Here is a 16,226-nt window from a genome sequence, read left to right as displayed (position 1 = left end):
TTCAACTCAGGAGCATAGTGATGAGTACCGATGACAAACGCATTCGTGAATTTGCCTATCTGATCTGGGAGTCCGAAGGGAAACCCGAAGGCCAGGAGACGCGCCACTGGGAGATGGCGTGCAAGCTGGCAGAAGCCGAAGCCCTGGCCCCGACCAAGCCTGCCCGGCCCGCCAAAACCCATAGCGGCAAAACCAACAGCAGCAAAACAGCGGCCAGCAAGCCCTCAGCGGCCACGCCCAAAACCAAAGCCGCCACAACCGCCACAACCGCCAAGGTCGTAACACCACCGGGTGAAAAGCCTGTGACCGCGAAAAAGCCTCGAGCGCCACGCAAGCCCGCCAGTTGAGGGTGCCCGATCCTGATTGACCGCGTGGCGAGCAGGCTCGCCACTTCGGGGTTGGCTCGACGTTGAGAAACCAGCAATGCCGGCGCCAACACCCAAGCCCGATTGCAGGAGCAATGATGACCACGCCAAAAAAAACCGCGCCAGAACCTCACGTTGAGGCCTCGCGAATCCGTGAAGGCTTGCCCTTCCCGCTCGGTGCGACCTGGGATGGTCTGGGGGTCAACTTCGCGATATTTTCGGCTAACGCCACCAAGGTCGAACTGTGTTTGTTCGACGATGCCGGCGAAGTCGAACTCGAACGTATCGAATTGCCGGAATACACCGACGAAATCTTTCACGGCTATTTGCCGGACGCTCATCCCGGACTGATCTACGGCTACCGGGTGTATGGGCCTTACGACCCGCAAAACGGTCACCGCTTCAACCACCACAAATTGCTGATCGACCCCTATGCCAAGCAATTGGTCGGGCAATTGAAGTGGTCCGAAGCCTTGTTTGGCTACACCATCGGCCACCCCGACGCCGACCTCAGTTTCGATGAGCGTGACAGTGCGCCCTTCGTGCCCAAGTGCAAGGTCATCGACCCGGCACACACCTGGGGTCACGACCATCGGGTCAATGTGCCGTGGGATCGAACGATCATTTATGAGGCTCACGTACGTGGCATCAGCATGCGTCACCCATCCGTCCCGCAAGCGCTGCGCGGAACCTTCGCCGGGTTGATGGTCGATGACCTGCTGGAACATATCCGCAAACTTGGCGTGTCGTCGGTGGAGTTGCTGCCGATTCACGCTTTCGTCAACGACCAGCACCTGCTGCACAAGGGCATGACCAATTACTGGGGCTACAACAGCATCGCGTTCTTCGCCCCTGATCCGCGTTACCTGGCCAGTGGCAAGATCGCCGAATTCAAGGAAATGGTTGCACACCTGCACGAAGCCAATCTTGAAGTGATTCTGGACGTGGTCTACAACCACACCGCCGAGGGCAACGAACAAGGCCCGACCCTGTCGATGCGCGGCATCGACAATGTGTCCTACTACCGCTTGATACCGGACGACAAGCGCTTCTACATCAACGATTCCGGCACCGGCAACACGCTGGACCTGAGCCACCCCTGTGTGCTGCAAATGGTCACCGATTCGCTGCGTTACTGGGCCTCGGAAATGCACGTCGACGGTTTCCGCTTCGACCTGGCAACCATCCTTGGACGTTATCACGATGGTTTCGACGAGCGTCACAGCTTCCTTGTCGCCTGCCGCCAGGACCCGATTCTGCGTCAGGTAAAATTGATCGCCGAGCCTTGGGACATCGGCCCCGGTGGCTATCAGGTTGGCCATTTTCCGCCGGGCTGGGTCGAGTGGAACGACCGATTCCGCGACACCGTACGCGCCTTCTGGAAAGGCGATGACGGCCAGCTCGCCGACTTCGCCGCGCGCATGACGGCATCGGGCGAGATGTTCAATCAACGCGGTCGCCGTCCCTACGCTTCCATGAACTTCGTCACCGCCCATGACGGCTTCACCTTGAATGACCTGGTCTCCTACAACGACAAGCACAACGAAGCCAACGACGAGAACAATCAGGACGGTACTCATTACAACCTGTCCTGGAATCACGGCGTTGAAGGCCCCACTGACGATCCCGAGATCAATGCGCTACGCCAGCGGCAGATGCGCAATTTCTTCGCCACCCTGCTGCTGGCCCAAGGTACACCGATGCTGGTGGCCGGTGACGAATTTGCCCGGACCCAGTACGGCAATAACAACGCCTACTGTCAGGACAGCGAAATTGGCTGGGTCAACTGGGACCTGAGCGAAGACGGCAAGGCCTTGCTGAAGTTCGTCAAGCGCCTGATCAAGTTGCGGCTGGCCTATCCGATTCTGCGGCGCGGACGTTTTCTGGTGGGCAATTACAACGAGGACATTGGCGTCAAGGACGTCACCTGGCTGGCACCCGACGGCAGCGAAATGTCCACCGAACAATGGCAGGACGGCCATGGGCGATGCCTGGGCATGTTGCTCGATGGCCGCGCCCAGGAAACCGGAATCCGTCGCAAAGGCGCCGACGCTACCTTGCTGTTGGTGGTTAACGCGCATCACGACATTGTCAACTTTCAGCTGCCGGAAGTGCCTGACGGCGGATTCTGGACCTGCATGATTGACACCAACCAACCTTCGATTCAGGGCCAGGAGCGGTTCGATTTCCATCACCCATATTCGGTAACCGGACGCTCGTTGCTGTTGTTCGAGTTGCAGCATGAGGAGCAAGACTGATAGGCAATTGCGCCCCTCATCGGCAGCGCTTGAGCAAGCCACTTCATAAAAAAATGCTCATCGGGGAGGTGACGGGGCGACGAATGGTGATCCATGAGCAATACTCTGCTCGCAGCAATCCAGGGTTTGGAGCGCTGTGCCCTGCGATCATCCGACCGCAAGGGGTCTGCGCCGGCGTGTTCAGCCAGCAGCAATACGTGTGACGGCACACCAGAACAAGGACGTATCGCCATGAAATCCACTACCCTCGTCAACAGTAGTTTGCCTGTGCAGATCTGGAACACTGCCCGGCAACTGGACAATATTCCCGTCATCAGCACCTCTACCCTTATCCCCGCAGGCGCTCGCGCGGTGGTGATCGCACCGCATCCGGGTGATGAAGTCATGACCTGCGGTGGCCTGCTGCAGTTGTTCGCCACCCTCGGCCACCCTCTGCAATTGATCTCGATCACCGATGGCAGCGCCAGTCATCCAGGTTCGAACCTGTGGTCGGAAAAGCGCCTGAGTGTGTTCCGCCCCCAGGAAAGCGTCGAAGCCCTGCGTCGCCTCGGTTTACCCATGCATAGCCTGAAATGGATTCGCGGTGGTTTTACCGACAACGGGCTGGCCGAGCGAGAACTCCAACTGACGCAATTCATCGCGCGCTACCTGCGCCCGGGTGATGTGGTGTTCAGCACCTGGAGCGAGGACGGCATCATCGACCATGACACGGTAGGTCGGGCCACCGCAAAAGCCGCCCTCATGGTGGGAGCGAGTTTTAATGAAGTGCCGGTCTGGGCCTGGCACTGGCCCGCGCGCGATCATGGACTGATTCCCTGGCACCGCGCCCGCAAGGTTCGCCTCGACACCTGGACCGTCGCGCGCAAATGTCACGCCACCCATGCGTACGCCAGCCAGCTGAACGGTGAACCGGAGATCGGCATCGCGCCGAAGCTGCCCAAGGTTATCCTGGAGCGGATGCGTCAACCCTATGAAATAGTTTTTGTGTGAATGCGAGCTGCATTGCGTGCTCGATGTTCCGGGGCACACCGAAGTACACGCGATCTGTGTCCACCTGTGCCTGTTGGAAAACCATCGCCAATTGCAAGTTTGCCCTGCTCTATCAATTGATCGAGTCGCTGCCGGATGACGCCCCCGGGATCATCGCTGGCGGTTGAAGTGTATGTTTAATGTTTCTCCTTGGGCTTGCAGGTGAATCCCTCGGTTTCTTCTTGTTACCCCCGGTGTCAGGATAGTTGTCGCCTCTCCGGTTTTTCCTAAAAAGCATACCGGGGGCGGAAAGAGATTGGTTGTGCCGTACTATTCACCTGAACGCAGAGCCGCATTACTCAAGATGCTGCTTCCCCCACTGAACCTGTCGATGGCCGAGGTTTCCCGGCGCGAAGGGGTCAGCGAAATGTCTTTGTCCAACTGGCGCAAGCAGCTCAGTTCTGAAGGAAGTGCAGTGTCCGAAAACAAGTCACCGGCCGAGAGTTGGTCAGCCGAAACCAAGTTTGCTGTCGTCCTTGAAGCGGCCGGCTTGTCCGAGATCGACCTGGGCGAGTATTGCCGCCGCAAAGGCCTTTACCCCGAGCAAATCACTGCCTGGCGACAAGCCTTCATCACCGGCCAGAAATCGGAAAAGGCCCAGCAAAAAGAAGATCGGGAGCAGTCTCGCAAGGATAGAAACGCATCCAGGAACTTGAGCGCGAACTGCGTCGAAAAGACAAGGCACTTGCTGAAACAGCTGCGTTGTTGGTGCTGCGAAAAAAGCTCAACGACTACTGGGGGACCGACAACGAGGACAACTGACGACTTTGCCAGAACGGCAGTTACTCGTTGGCTGGCTGAGCAACGCGGTCGTGGCGGGAGCCAGAAAAATCAGGGCCTGCCGGGAAATCGGACTATCGCTGCGGACTTTGCAACGGTGGACTGAAACAAACGTTATCCGCACCGATGCCCGAACGACTGTCACACGGCCAACGCCGCGTAATGCGCTGAGTGAGGTCGAGCGCCAGGCGATTGTGACGCTGTGCAACGGCGCTGATTATGCTCACTTGCCGCCCAGCCAGATCGTGCCGCGCCTGGCCGATCAAGGGCGTTATCTAGCGTCGGAGGCCACGTTTTATCGCGTCTTGCGTGCGGCGGGTCAACAGCAACATCGAGGCCGTTGTCAGCGCCCCAGGCGGTACGCAGCACCGACGACTCATGCGGCCAAAGCGCCCAATCAGGTCTGGTCGTGGGACATCACGTATCTGCCGTCGCCGATACGCGGCAAGTACTACTATCTCTATCTGATCGAGGATATTTACAGCCGCAAGGCCGTGGGCTGGGAGGTCTACGACGCGGAAAGCGGCGAGAAAGCCGCCGCACTGCTGCAACGCAGCGTGATCGGCGAGCAGTGTTTACGCGAACCGCTGGTGCTGCACTCGGACAACGGAGCGCCGATGAAATCGGTGACGCTGTTGAGCAAGATGTACGAGCTGGGCATCACGCCCTCGCGGGGACGACCACGGGTGAGCAACGACAATCCCTACTCGGAGTCGCTGTTTAGAACGCTGAAGTACTGCCCGCAATGGCCACAGGATGGTTTTGCCAGTTTGGACGCCGCACGAGCTTGGGTGAGGGATTTTTAATGCGTTGGTATAACCACGAGCACCGGCATAGCCGGATCCGTTTTGTCACGCCAGTCGAGCGGCATCGAGGGCTGGATCATCAAGTCTTGGCCCTGCGACATGAGCTGTACGAACGAGCCAAGGGGAAAACCCCGGAGCGCTGGTCGGGTCAGACGCGTAACTGGGAGCCGATCGGTACCGTGTTTTTGAACCCGGATCGAGAGCAACAGGTCGAGAAAAGAGCGGCATAGTTAGACGGTTGACGCGACAACTACCTTGAAAAACGCCGTTACTGCAAACGATCCTGATTGCAGAATGAACCACATCTTTAAGCGCGCCCCTCCCGTCAAAAAGCAGATTTGTCTGAAAGAAATTTCCGAAATCACCAAACAAAAACATGAACACTTGAAATTCTAACCTCCAAAAAATATACATACGTCTACACAACACGAGATCCAAAATCACACGCAACCTTTTCTAGGCCCGAGGCATTATGAAAAACGCGATATCGCCTACAAGAAATGAAAACTTTTCGGAATGGTATCAACAAGTCGTCAGCCAAGCTGAACTTGCTGAAAATTCTCCCGTTAGAGGCTGTATGGTCATTCGCCCTTGGGGCTATGGAATCTGGGAACAGATTCAGCGAGAACTTGATCAGAAATTCAAAAAATCAGGGCATGCGAACGCATATTTTCCACTTTTAATCCCATTATCCTTCCTTCAAAAAGAAGCAGAGCATGTAGATGGTTTTGCCAAAGAGTGTGCAGTTGTAACCCATCATCGACTCGAACAATCAGCCAATGGAAAATTAATCCCTGCCGGTGAACTGGAAGAACCACTCATCATAAGACCCACCAGCGAAACAGTTATCGGCGCCTCGTTTTCAAGGTGGGTGCAAAGCTACCGAGACTTACCCTTGCTTATCAATCAGTGGGCCAATGTGCTCCGCTGGGAAATGCGTCCAAGGATCTTCCTCAGAACGTCGGAGTTCCTGTGGCAGGAAGGCCATACCGCTCATGCGTCCAAATCAGAGGCCCTGGACGAGACATTAAAGATGCTCGATATCTATGAGCGTTTCACCGTCGACCATCTGGCCATACCGGTTATCAAGGGTGAAAAGTGTTCATGGGAAAGATTTCCGGGTGCCGTCAGTACCTACACCATTGAAGCGATGATGCAGGACGGCAAGGCTTTGCAGGCCGGGACCTCGCATTTTTTAGGTCAAAACTTCGCCGAGGCCTCGGACATTCGTTTCGTCAACAAGGAAGGGATCAAGGAACTTGCCTGGACAACCTCATGGGGCGTTTCCACGCGATTGATTGGTGCCATGATCATGGCCCACGGAGACGACGATGGACTGGTGATACCGCCGTTGGTAGCACCAACGCAGATCATCATCGTTCCGATAGTTGGCAATGAGCAGGATGCCGAAGCTATCCATGCTTACTGCGATGATTTGAAAAAGAAGATCTCACGCAAGAAAATCAAGGGACAGAACCTCAGAGTTAGTGTCGATAAACGCGAGATGAATGGTAGCGAGAAAAAGTGGTATCACATAAAGCGCGGCGTGCCTGTTCGTGTGGAAATCGGGACAAAGGAACTCGAACAAAACATGGTCTCTTATTCTTGCAGAGACAACGCCAAGAGCATTATGAAAATTAACTACGATACCTTTTCAAAAGAAATTACTAGCACACTACTTACCATTCAGAAGTCTATGCTGGACCGTGCAAAATCAAAACTTTCCGAACACACCAAAACAGTGACCAGCCTTGAAGACTTCAAGAAAGCCTTCAAACAAAAAGACAATTCGAATGCTTTCGTTCTAGCGCCGTTCATTGAGGACGAAGAAGTTGAAAAGGCCATTGGAGAGTTCGGCGTAACAGTCCGCTGCATCCCCTTGGTTCAACCCAAGGCTACAGCAACCTGTTTATTCACTGGAAAGCCAACCAATACGTGGGCTCTTTACGCGAAATCGTATTAATCCTTGATCATGACCAGCCCCTCCTGAAAGGGGCTGTTTTTTAAATAACTATTCGAAACTAGTACAGATAAAAAATTCTCGCAAAGAAAATATCTAAATTTCAGAACTTACGCACAGCCAACGAACTACCAATCCTGATTCAACTTAAGACTCTTCTCGAAATTACGTAATTTTCTTCCTACAGCCACATCAACACATGAACATTGATGTATTAGCTGCTTGCACGACTCGGCATTCACTGAAACATAGCGAGCGGGTAGATTTCTTATTATTAATGTCAAGCCGTTCGGAGGATGCCCCCCAAGAAAAGCCTCTCGCAGCACGACTCATGCCTTGGCATCAAAACCTTTTTGACGTAAAAAACACCGCTGATTTGACGTCAAAAATACGATTCCCCAGATAAACAACAACTTAGATAATTACCAAAAATCAGTCAGTTGCAACGCCTAAATTAGCCATACCACTCATCGTTCAATTTCTTGACGCAACGCCAACGGTCTTCTTAGCTAAACGTTACTACCCCCGGAATTACCTTCTGGGGCAAGCCCCGGAAACCCGTTAAAACGGGCCGGCGGGGTTTGCCTCAATGAAATCGGTCGCCCCTCATTCGGGGTAGGAGAGACGCCAAACAGAGTCATGGCATGCGATTGCAAGGTAGACCTCCATGAACACCTCCCTCATCCAACACGAGATCAAAATTACTCTGTACACCGTTTCCACCTCACTGGTGCTGTGCACTTCCATGAAGGTACAGGCGTCGTCAGTCGAGGACGAGGTCACCCCCTGGTATCAGCAAGATGTCCCCACGCTCACCCTGCCGACGCCTGATACGAGTAACAGCATCCGCTTCATCCACAATCCCGGTCTTGATAACCAGTTGCTGACAGTCGAGCAAGCCGCTCCTTCTGCCTGGGATCGGGTCTACGGCCAGCCCGCTAGGAGCGCGGAGCGCGACATCCTTGGCTCACCGTTTTCCGGCACGACCGACTCCGAACTCAGAGGCCCGGCATTGATTACCCTGCAAAGCAGCGGCGGCAGCACCCAACGCGTTGGTCTGGTGGGCGGTACCAACCAGTTTCAGGGCAATGGCAATGGCCTGTTGATCAGCTCTGCCATTGTTGACCCGAACAACACCCTAAACGTGCAAGGCCCTAATCTTGGCGCCTATTGGAGCCTGACCGGCGCACGCGGCTGGCATTTGGACTTGACCGCCAGTGGTGGTCGGATCAATGGCTACAACGTCAATGATCGGGGCCAGCGACAGACCGCCGAAGGCAGCGCCATGACCCTCTCGGTGGAAGGCGGGTTCCCCATCGGCATCAGCGAAAACTGGGTCATCGAACCCCAGGCGGAGTTGATCAACCAGCGTATTTCCCTGGACACCCCCTATGCCGGTAGCGGCAATGCCTCATCCAGCGACCTGACGTCCTGGAGCGGCAGGGTCGGTGCCAGCTTGAAAGGCAGTTATGACATCAAGGGCCTGCCGATCGAACCCTATGTCCGTACCAACTTCTGGCACACGGTCAATACCAGCGACACCGTGACCCTCGGTCAGGTCGACAAACTCAGCAGCAGCCGGAACTCGTCCTCGATAGAACTGGGACTGGGGCTGGTGGCCAGGGTCACGCCCTCCGTCAGCCTGTATGTCAGCGGCGATTACAACAGCGCGACCACCAACAACGACTTGAATGGGTTGATCGGCAGCCTCGGGATACGGATGCGTTGGTGACCATCAGGAAGATCTGCGAACCGTAGGCGCACGGTTTGCCAGCGATGACACCCGTCAGATCGCCATCGCCGGCAAACCATGCGCCAACAGGCCGTGTGCAAAACAGCGCTGATTCAGGCTCTACACAGCAAAAAACCCGAATATCCCCCAAACCGGCCCACAAAACCCAAAAATTCCCTGATCGCCGTTAGTCTCCACCCCCCGTGATGGATTAAAGTATCGCCCCCAGCCCTGGCGTTATTCGGACGCCTTTGCTCACCCTCTCCAGGAACAGTCATCGATGGAACATCGTGAAGCGCTGCTTGCGCTGCGAACCTTTCTTTCAACGCAGATTCTCGGCCAGGAAAAACTCATCGAGCGGTTGCTCATCGCTCTGCTCGCTGACGGCCACATGCTGGTCGAAGGCGCCCCTGGCCTGGCCAAGACCAAGGCCATCAAAGAGCTTGCCGAAGGTATCGAAGCACAATTCCATCGCATCCAGTTCACACCCGACCTGCTGCCTGCCGACATCACCGGCACCGAGATCTACCGCCCGGAAACCGGCAGTTTCGTGTTCCAGCAGGGGCCGATTTTCCATAACCTGGTGCTGGCCGACGAAATCAACCGGGCGCCGGCCAAGGTCCAGTCGGCCTTGCTCGAAGCCATGGGCGAACGGCAGGTCAGCGTGGGCCGCAGCACGTATGAGCTGTCGCCGCTGTTTCTGGTCATGGCGACCCAGAACCCGATCGAGCAGGAAGGCACCTACCCGCTGCCTGAAGCCCAGCTCGACCGTTTCCTGATGCACGTCAAAATCGGTTTCCCGGACGCCGCCGTCGAGCGACGCATCCTGCAACAGGCCCGCGGTGAAGCGCTGCACGGCGAAACCAAGCCCGAGCGCCGTATCAGCCAACAAGCGATTTTTGCCGCGCGCAAGGAAATCCTCGGTTTGTACATGGCCGACGCCGTGGAGGAATACCTGGTGCAGTTGGTCATGGCGACCCGCACGCCGGGCAAGTTCGACCCGGAAATGTCCGAGTGGATTGCCTATGGCGCCAGCCCGCGCGGCTCCATCGCCCTCGACCGCTGCGCCCGCGCTCACGCCTGGCTGGCCGGTCGTGATTTCGTCAGCCCCGAAGACATTCAAGCGGTGCTGTTCGACGTGTTGCGCCATCGCATCATTCTTTCCTTCGAAGCCGAAGCCGCTGGCATTGACCAGGACCGTGTGGTCCAGCGGATTCTCGACGTCGTTGCCGTCGCTTGACCCCGATGAACAAGCCGCTTGCGCCCGAACCGGGTATCCGTGTCAGCCTCTCCGAGCTGATCGAGATGCGCCATCGCGTGCGCGAGGTGCAGTTGTTTTCCACGCCGAGCCAACGCAGCCCGCTGATTGGCCTGCACCACTCCAAGCTGCGCGGGCGTGGCGTGGACTTCGATCAGGTGCGGGTCTATCAGGCTGGCGACGATGTGCGAACCATCGACTGGCGCGTCACCGCACGCACCCAGGAACCGCACACCAAGCTGTTTCACGAAGAGCGCGAGCGGCCGATTTTCATCATGGTCGAGCAAAGTCGCCGGCTGTTTTTCGGCTCGGGGCTGATGTTCAAATCGGTGTTGGCCGCGCAAGCCGCGAGCCTGATCGGTTGGGCTGCACTGGGACATAACGACCGTGTTGGCGGGCTGGTGTACGGCGACAACGAGCACTACGAAATCAAACCCCGGCGCAGCAAGCAAAGCCTGCTGCAATTGCTCAACCGCATGGTGCGGGTCAACCAGTCCCTCACGACCGAAAGCGAGCCGGATCGCGACAGCCTCGGAATGGCCCTGCGCCGCGCGCGCGAAGTGCTGCGCCCCGGGAGCCTGGTGATCGTGATCTGCGACGAGCGCGCCTTGTCCGAGGGCGCCGAGCAGCAACTGAGCCTGCTGTCGCGGCACTGTGATTTGCTGTTATTGCCAGTCTCCGACCCTCTGGACCATGCCCTGCCCGCTGCCGGTTTGCTGCGTTTCGCCGAGCGTGGGGCTCAACTTGAACTCGACACGCTGAACTTCGACCTGCGCCAAAGTTATCGCGCCCAGGCCGAAGCCCGCATCGCCCGCTGGGAATTGCTCGCGCAGAAACTGCGCGTGCTGTTAATGCCCCTGAGCACTCAAAGCGAGATGGTCGAACAATTGCGTGAATACCTGAACCCGCAGCGTCCGGGTAAAAGCCAATGAACAGCCTCGATCAACTGCAACCGCTGATGACTCCACCGCCCATCGAGTTCTGGCCGCCGGCGCCGGGCTGGTGGCTGCTATTGGTGCTGCTGCCACTGATCGGCTTTGGCCTGTGGCAGCTACGCCGCTTTATTCCCGTCAAGCGTTCTACCGTGCGCGCCGAACAGCCGCTGGACCCGGTGCGACTGGCGGCTCTGGCGGAACTGGCGCAAATGCCCAAACCCTATGACGGCGCGCCCGCCGGCGCCTGGTTGCAGCAACTCAACGGGCTGCTCAAGCGTCTGTGCCGCAACCATTACCCCTACAGCCAGAGCCACACCCTTAACGGTCGTAAATGGCTGGCGTTTCTCGATAACCGTTGCCCGGCTGCCGGCCTGACCCGTTGGATGATCCTGGTTGAAGGTGCCTACAAACCGGAATGCAAACTCGACGACAAGGCCATCGCCGGCCTGACACAAGCCGTCGACACCTGGATTCGCAAACATGTTTGAGTTCGCCTGGCCATGGATCTTCGCCCTGCTGCCACTGCCGTGGCTGATGCGGATTGTGCTGCCGGTCGCCGACAGCGGCGAACCGGCACTCAAGGTCAGCTTTCTCAGCGACCTTGAAGGCCTGGCCCGACGTCGCGCCCGTGCCAACCTGCCGGCCTGGCGCCAGCAAGCACCGTTCATCCTGCTCTGGCTGCTGCTGTTGATTGCCGCCGCACGCCCGCAGTGGCTCGGCGAACCGCTGCCGATAGCCGCCAGCGGACGCGACCTGCTGGTGGCCGTCGACGTTTCCGGCTCCATGGATTTCCCCGACATGGAGTGGCAAGACGAAGACGTCAGCCGCCTGACACTGGTCAAACACTTGCTTGGCGACTTCCTTGAAGGGCGCGACGGTGATCGCGTCGGCCTGATCCTGTTCGGCAGCCAGGCGTTTCTGCAAGCACCGCTGACGTTCGACCGGCGCACCGTGCGCATCTGGCTTGACGAAGCGCGGATCGGCATCGCCGGCAAGAACACCGCTATTGGCGATGCCATCGGCCTGGCCTTGAAGCGCTTGCGCCAACGCCCGGCGCAAAGCCGCGTGCTGATTCTGGTCACCGATGGCGCCAACAATGGCGGTGAAATCGATCCGCTGACCGCGGCAAGACTGGCTGCCGAAGAAGGCGTGAAAATCTACCCGATCGGCATTGGCGCCGATCCGGAGCAAGCTGGCTCCCTGGCTTTTCTGGCGGGCAATCCGACCATGGACCTTGATGAACCCGCCTTGAAAGCTATCGCCGAGGCTACTGGCGGGCGCTACTTCCGTGCGCGTGATGGCAAGGAATTGCTGGAGATCAAGAAGACCCTCGATCAACTGGAACCCGTGACCCAACAGCCGACCCAGGCGCGCCCGGCGCAAGCGCTGTACAACTGGCCGCTGGCTGGCGCGTTGCTGATGAGCCTGTTGCTGGTGATCCGCGAACGCTGGCCCGACAATCCGCTGCAACGTTTTTTCACCAAGGAACATTTTCTGCAACAGCACCCTGACTGGCATCAGCGGCTTAAACGCCTGCGTCTGCGGAGGCGCCGATGATCGCGCTCTGGCCGTATTGGTTCCGCCCCTGGTGGCTGCTGCTGTTGCCGCTATTGGGCTGGTTGCTGTGGCAACTCTGGCACCGGAAAAAACGCGCGGGTCGCTGGCAGATGATCCTGCCGCCGGCCTTCCATGCCGCCCTGCTCAGCGGTGGCAACGGCCGTGAAAGCAAGTTGCCGTGGGTCGCCCTGGGCCTGGCCTGGATTCTGGCGGTATTGGCACTGCTGGGTCCCAGCTGGGAGCGGGTCGAACAAGCCGCGCAGAAACCTGCCGACCCCTTGGTGGTTCTGCTTGAACTGACCCCGGAAATGCTCGCCACCGACGTGCCGTCCACGCGCCTTGAACAGGCCCGGCGCAAGCTGCTCGACCTGTTGCAAGCCCGCAGCGACGCACAGACCGCCATCGTCGTCTATGCCGGCAGCGCGCACACGCTGGTGCCGCTCTCGGACGACCTGGCCACCAGTCGCAACCTGCTGGAAGCGCTGAAGCCGTCGATCATGCCCGAGGCCGGTCATCGCGCCGATCTGGCCGTGGTCAAGGCGCTGGCATTGCTCAACCGCGGCGCCCTCGGCCAGGGCCGGATTCTGCTGATAGGCTCATCCCTGACCGAACAGGAACGCCAGGGTATTCGTCAGGCCCTGCGCGGTCAGGAACCGCAATGGTTGATGCTCGGCATCGGCACCCCGCAAGGTGCACCGATCGCTGACGAACACGGCAGTTTCCTCAAGGATGCGCAAGGCGCGATCCTCGTACCGCATCTCGACGGGCCGAGCCTGAAAGCCTTTGCTGGCGAAATGGAGGGGCGTTACCGGCAAGCGCAACTGGACGACAGCGACCTGCGCGGTCTCGGGCTGCTCGATAGCCCGCATAGCGTGCGTAACGATGGCCAGACCCTGCGCCTCGATACCTGGGCCGATCAGGGCTATTGGCTGTTATTGCCGCTGTTGCTGCTGACGGCCTGCGCGGGACGCCGAGGCTGGCTGTTCTGCCTGCCATTGCTGTTCATGCTGCCGCAACCGAGTTACGCCTTCGAGTTCAACGATCTCTGGCTGCGCCCGGACCAACAGGGCCTGCATTTGCTCAAGCAACACCAGCCCGCGGAGGCCGCGCAGCGTTTTCAGGACCGGCAATGGCAAGGCGTTGCGCTGTATGAGGCCGGTGAATATGCTGCTGCCGCCGAGCGTTTCGCCGAAGGCAACGACGCCCGTGCGCACTACAATCGCGGCAACGCCCTGGCTAAAAGCGGTGAACTGGAAGCTGCCGTCGATGCCTATGAACAAGCCCTTGAGCTGCAACCTGATTTACGCCCGGCGCAGACCAACAAAGCGCTGGTAGAAGCGTTGATCAAACAGAAAGCCCCCACATCATCCAACGAGCCGGATAAAACCGACGGCGAAGAGCACCCGCAACCCCAGCAACCCCCGCCACCGGGTGCGTCGACACAGCCCTCGACCGGTGACGAGCAAAAGACCGACACGCAAACCGCGCAATCGCACAACGACGCCAACAGCGAAAACCAGACCGACAGCCCGCCACAACCGGGCAATAATGAAGTGCCGGGCAGTGAGTCGGGCAACGAACAACGCACCACACCGACGATCCGCACCGCCGACGCCAACTTCGACGCCGAGCACCGCCAGGCTCTGGAGCAATGGCTGCGTAAAATCCCGGATGAGCCGGGCGAACTGCTTAAACGTAAATTCTGGTACGAACAGCAACAACATCAGGATCAGGGAAAAACTCGATGACCCGCTTCACCGTTCTATTGCTCAGCCTTTCGCTCTGGACCGTGGGTGCCCAGGCTGCGGGTCTGGCTGCCAGCATCGATCGCAGCCGCGTGAATTCCGGCGAAACGGTCGAACTGACCCTCGAATCCAGTGATGTCACGCAGTTCGGCAAACCTGACCTGAGCGCACTTGATCCATTGTTCGAGGTCCGTGGCACCCGCCAGGTCAACCAGCTCACCACCCTGGGCGACGACAGCCGCGCCACCACCCGCTGGATCATCACCCTCCTGCCCAAGCACAACGGCACACTGGTCATCCCGCCCCTGCCGCTCGGCGAGTACAAAAGCCAGCCGATCAACTTGCAGGTGGTCGAAAGCGAGAAGCAGGACAGCGCCGACAAACTGGCGCCCGTGTTCATCGAGACCAGCCTCGATCAGGACACCGTGTACGTGCAGGCCCAGGCGATTCTGACCTTGCGCATCTATCATTCGGTGTCGCTGTATGACGACAGCAGCCTGACCCCGCTGCAAATCCCCGATGCGCGCGTCGAACAACTCGGTGAGTCGCGCACTTACGAAAAAGTCATCAATGACCTGCGCCACGGCGTGATCGAACGGCAGTACGCAATTTACCCGCAACACAGCGGCCTGCTGACGATTCCCGCACAGATGTTCAGCGCCACCCTGGTGGAGACGCAACCCGTTCAGGAGGCGGCCCCGCAAGGGCCAAAAGCGGGCAAACTGATTCGCGTGAGTTCCACTGGGCTCAACCTGACCGTCAAGCCCAAACCGGCCGATTATCCCGCCGACGCCCCTTGGCTGCCTGCGCACAGCCTGAGTCTCAGTGAAAGCTGGAACCCTACGCCTGATCACGTTCAAGTGGGCGAGTCCATGACCCGCAGCCTGACCCTGAAAGCCGAAGGCCTGGCCAGCTCGCAACTGCCGCCCTTGCCCGCCACCGAAACCAGCGGATTACGGCGATATCCCGATCAACCACTACTGAGCAATCAACCCGGTGACCGGGGGTTGATCGGTATCCGCGAAGACCGCGAAGCACTGGTGCCCACTCGCGTCGGACAGATCGAATTGCCGCCCGTGGACGTGGTCTGGTGGAACACCCTTCAAGATCATCTGGAGCGCAGCAGCCTGCCCGCCCGCACTCTGAACGCCGTAAACAACCCGAGCCTGATGGCCGACACTCCAGCGGGTAACGTGCTGGCTACCGTAGCGGTCGGCAGTGAAGCACTCTGGTACTGGAAACTCAGCACCTTGATCCTCGCCTGCACCACCCTGCTTGGCTTCGGCCTCTGGTGGCGTGCGCGCTGGCAACCGGCCATTCTGCGCGCCGCACAAACGGGCCCGAGCCCGCGCACGCTACTCGACGACCTCAAGCGTGCGTGCCAGGCCAACGACCCTCAAGCCACCCGTCAGGCGCTCGACGCCTGGGCCCGCCAACAGCCGGAAACCCTGGCCGACATGGCCGCACGCTTCGTACCGCTGTCCGATGCACTGGACGGCTTGAATGGCGCGCTCTACAGCGAAACCGGGCATTACTGGCAAGGCGAAGAACTCTGGCGCGCGATCCGCGCCATTCCGATTGCCGAACGGGTCCATGATCCGGTCGGCGACAGTGGATTGCCGCCGTTGTATCCGAAGTAGACCAAAAGATCGCAGCCTTCGGCAGCGCCTACAGTGGAATGGTGTACATCCCGTAGGAACTGCCGAAGGCTGCGATCTTTTCTGCCTTTCTGCATTCCCGACTTTTTGCCAGTAAACTCCCACCCCTTTAGCCGCCATCATTTTTCCCGCGGCCATCACCT

11 protein-coding genes and 2 pseudogenes are annotated in these 16,226 nt (G+C 58.5%); all 13 read left to right on the top strand.

Features of this window, described 5'->3' with window-relative positions:
- The first annotated feature begins 20 nt into the window (after positions 1 to 20).
- Positions 21 to 347, top strand: a complete 327-nt coding sequence (locus tag HK44_RS15535; RefSeq protein ID WP_019690584.1) for a DUF2934 domain-containing protein — start codon at positions 21 to 23, stop codon at positions 345 to 347.
- A gap of 116 nt (positions 348 to 463) precedes the next feature.
- The gene (gene glgX / locus HK44_RS15530; RefSeq protein WP_019690585.1) at positions 464 to 2,623 is read left to right on the top strand and encodes a glycogen debranching protein GlgX; all 2,160 of its coding nucleotides are present in this window, start codon (positions 464 to 466) and stop codon (positions 2,621 to 2,623) included.
- A gap of 231 nt (positions 2,624 to 2,854) precedes the next feature.
- Entirely contained in the window at positions 2,855 to 3,613 is a 759-nt protein-coding gene (locus HK44_RS15525) for a PIG-L deacetylase family protein (RefSeq protein WP_019690586.1), read from the top strand.
- 7 nt (positions 3,614 to 3,620) lie between these two features.
- Positions 3,621 to 3,774, top strand: a pseudogene (locus HK44_RS15520) (endonuclease/exonuclease/phosphatase family protein); the annotation flags it as partial.
- A 140-nt stretch (positions 3,775 to 3,914) separates the two neighbouring features.
- Positions 3,915 to 5,468 (top strand): annotated as a pseudogene (locus tag HK44_RS15515) (IS3 family transposase).
- Positions 5,469 to 5,710: 242 nt separating this feature from the next.
- On the top strand, positions 5,711 to 7,201 hold the full coding sequence (proS, locus tag HK44_RS15510) for a proline--tRNA ligase (protein ID WP_024264977.1): 1,491 nt from the start codon (positions 5,711 to 5,713) through the stop codon (positions 7,199 to 7,201).
- 664 nt (positions 7,202 to 7,865) lie between these two features.
- Positions 7,866 to 8,930: an autotransporter domain-containing protein gene (locus HK44_RS15505; RefSeq protein WP_019690590.1), complete on the top strand. Its 1,065-nt coding sequence runs from the start codon at positions 7,866 to 7,868 to the stop codon at positions 8,928 to 8,930.
- A 280-nt stretch (positions 8,931 to 9,210) separates the two neighbouring features.
- The gene (locus tag HK44_RS15500) at positions 9,211 to 10,170 is read left to right on the top strand and encodes an AAA family ATPase (RefSeq protein ID WP_019690591.1); all 960 of its coding nucleotides are present in this window, start codon (positions 9,211 to 9,213) and stop codon (positions 10,168 to 10,170) included.
- Positions 10,171 to 10,175: 5 nt separating this feature from the next.
- Entirely contained in the window at positions 10,176 to 11,120 is a 945-nt protein-coding gene (locus HK44_RS15495) for a DUF58 domain-containing protein (protein ID WP_019690592.1), read from the top strand.
- Positions 11,117 to 11,611, top strand: a complete 495-nt coding sequence (locus tag HK44_RS15490) for a DUF4381 domain-containing protein (RefSeq protein WP_019690593.1) — start codon at positions 11,117 to 11,119, stop codon at positions 11,609 to 11,611. The genes HK44_RS15495 and HK44_RS15490 overlap by 4 nt, the downstream gene beginning before the upstream one ends.
- Positions 11,604 to 12,680, top strand: coding sequence for a vWA domain-containing protein (locus HK44_RS15485; protein WP_019690594.1), 1,077 nt, complete (start codon positions 11,604 to 11,606; stop codon positions 12,678 to 12,680). The genes HK44_RS15490 and HK44_RS15485 overlap by 8 nt, the downstream gene beginning before the upstream one ends.
- Positions 12,677 to 14,428, top strand: coding sequence for a tetratricopeptide repeat protein (locus HK44_RS15480; protein WP_019690595.1), 1,752 nt, complete (start codon positions 12,677 to 12,679; stop codon positions 14,426 to 14,428). The genes HK44_RS15485 and HK44_RS15480 overlap by 4 nt, the downstream gene beginning before the upstream one ends.
- Positions 14,425 to 16,065 (top strand): BatD family protein, encoded by a 1,641-nt coding sequence (locus HK44_RS15475; protein WP_019690596.1) that lies wholly within the window; start codon positions 14,425 to 14,427, stop codon positions 16,063 to 16,065. Before HK44_RS15480 ends, HK44_RS15475 begins: the two co-directional genes overlap by 4 nt.
- Positions 16,066 to 16,226 lie beyond the last annotated feature (161 nt).

This window comes from Pseudomonas fluorescens HK44, from assembly GCF_000217955.3.
In the GTDB taxonomy this organism is placed as follows: domain Bacteria; phylum Pseudomonadota; class Gammaproteobacteria; order Pseudomonadales; family Pseudomonadaceae; genus Aquipseudomonas; species Aquipseudomonas fluorescens_AQ.
Note: the sequence above shows the minus strand (reverse complement) of the source record. Positions and strands in the feature narration are given on the sequence as shown.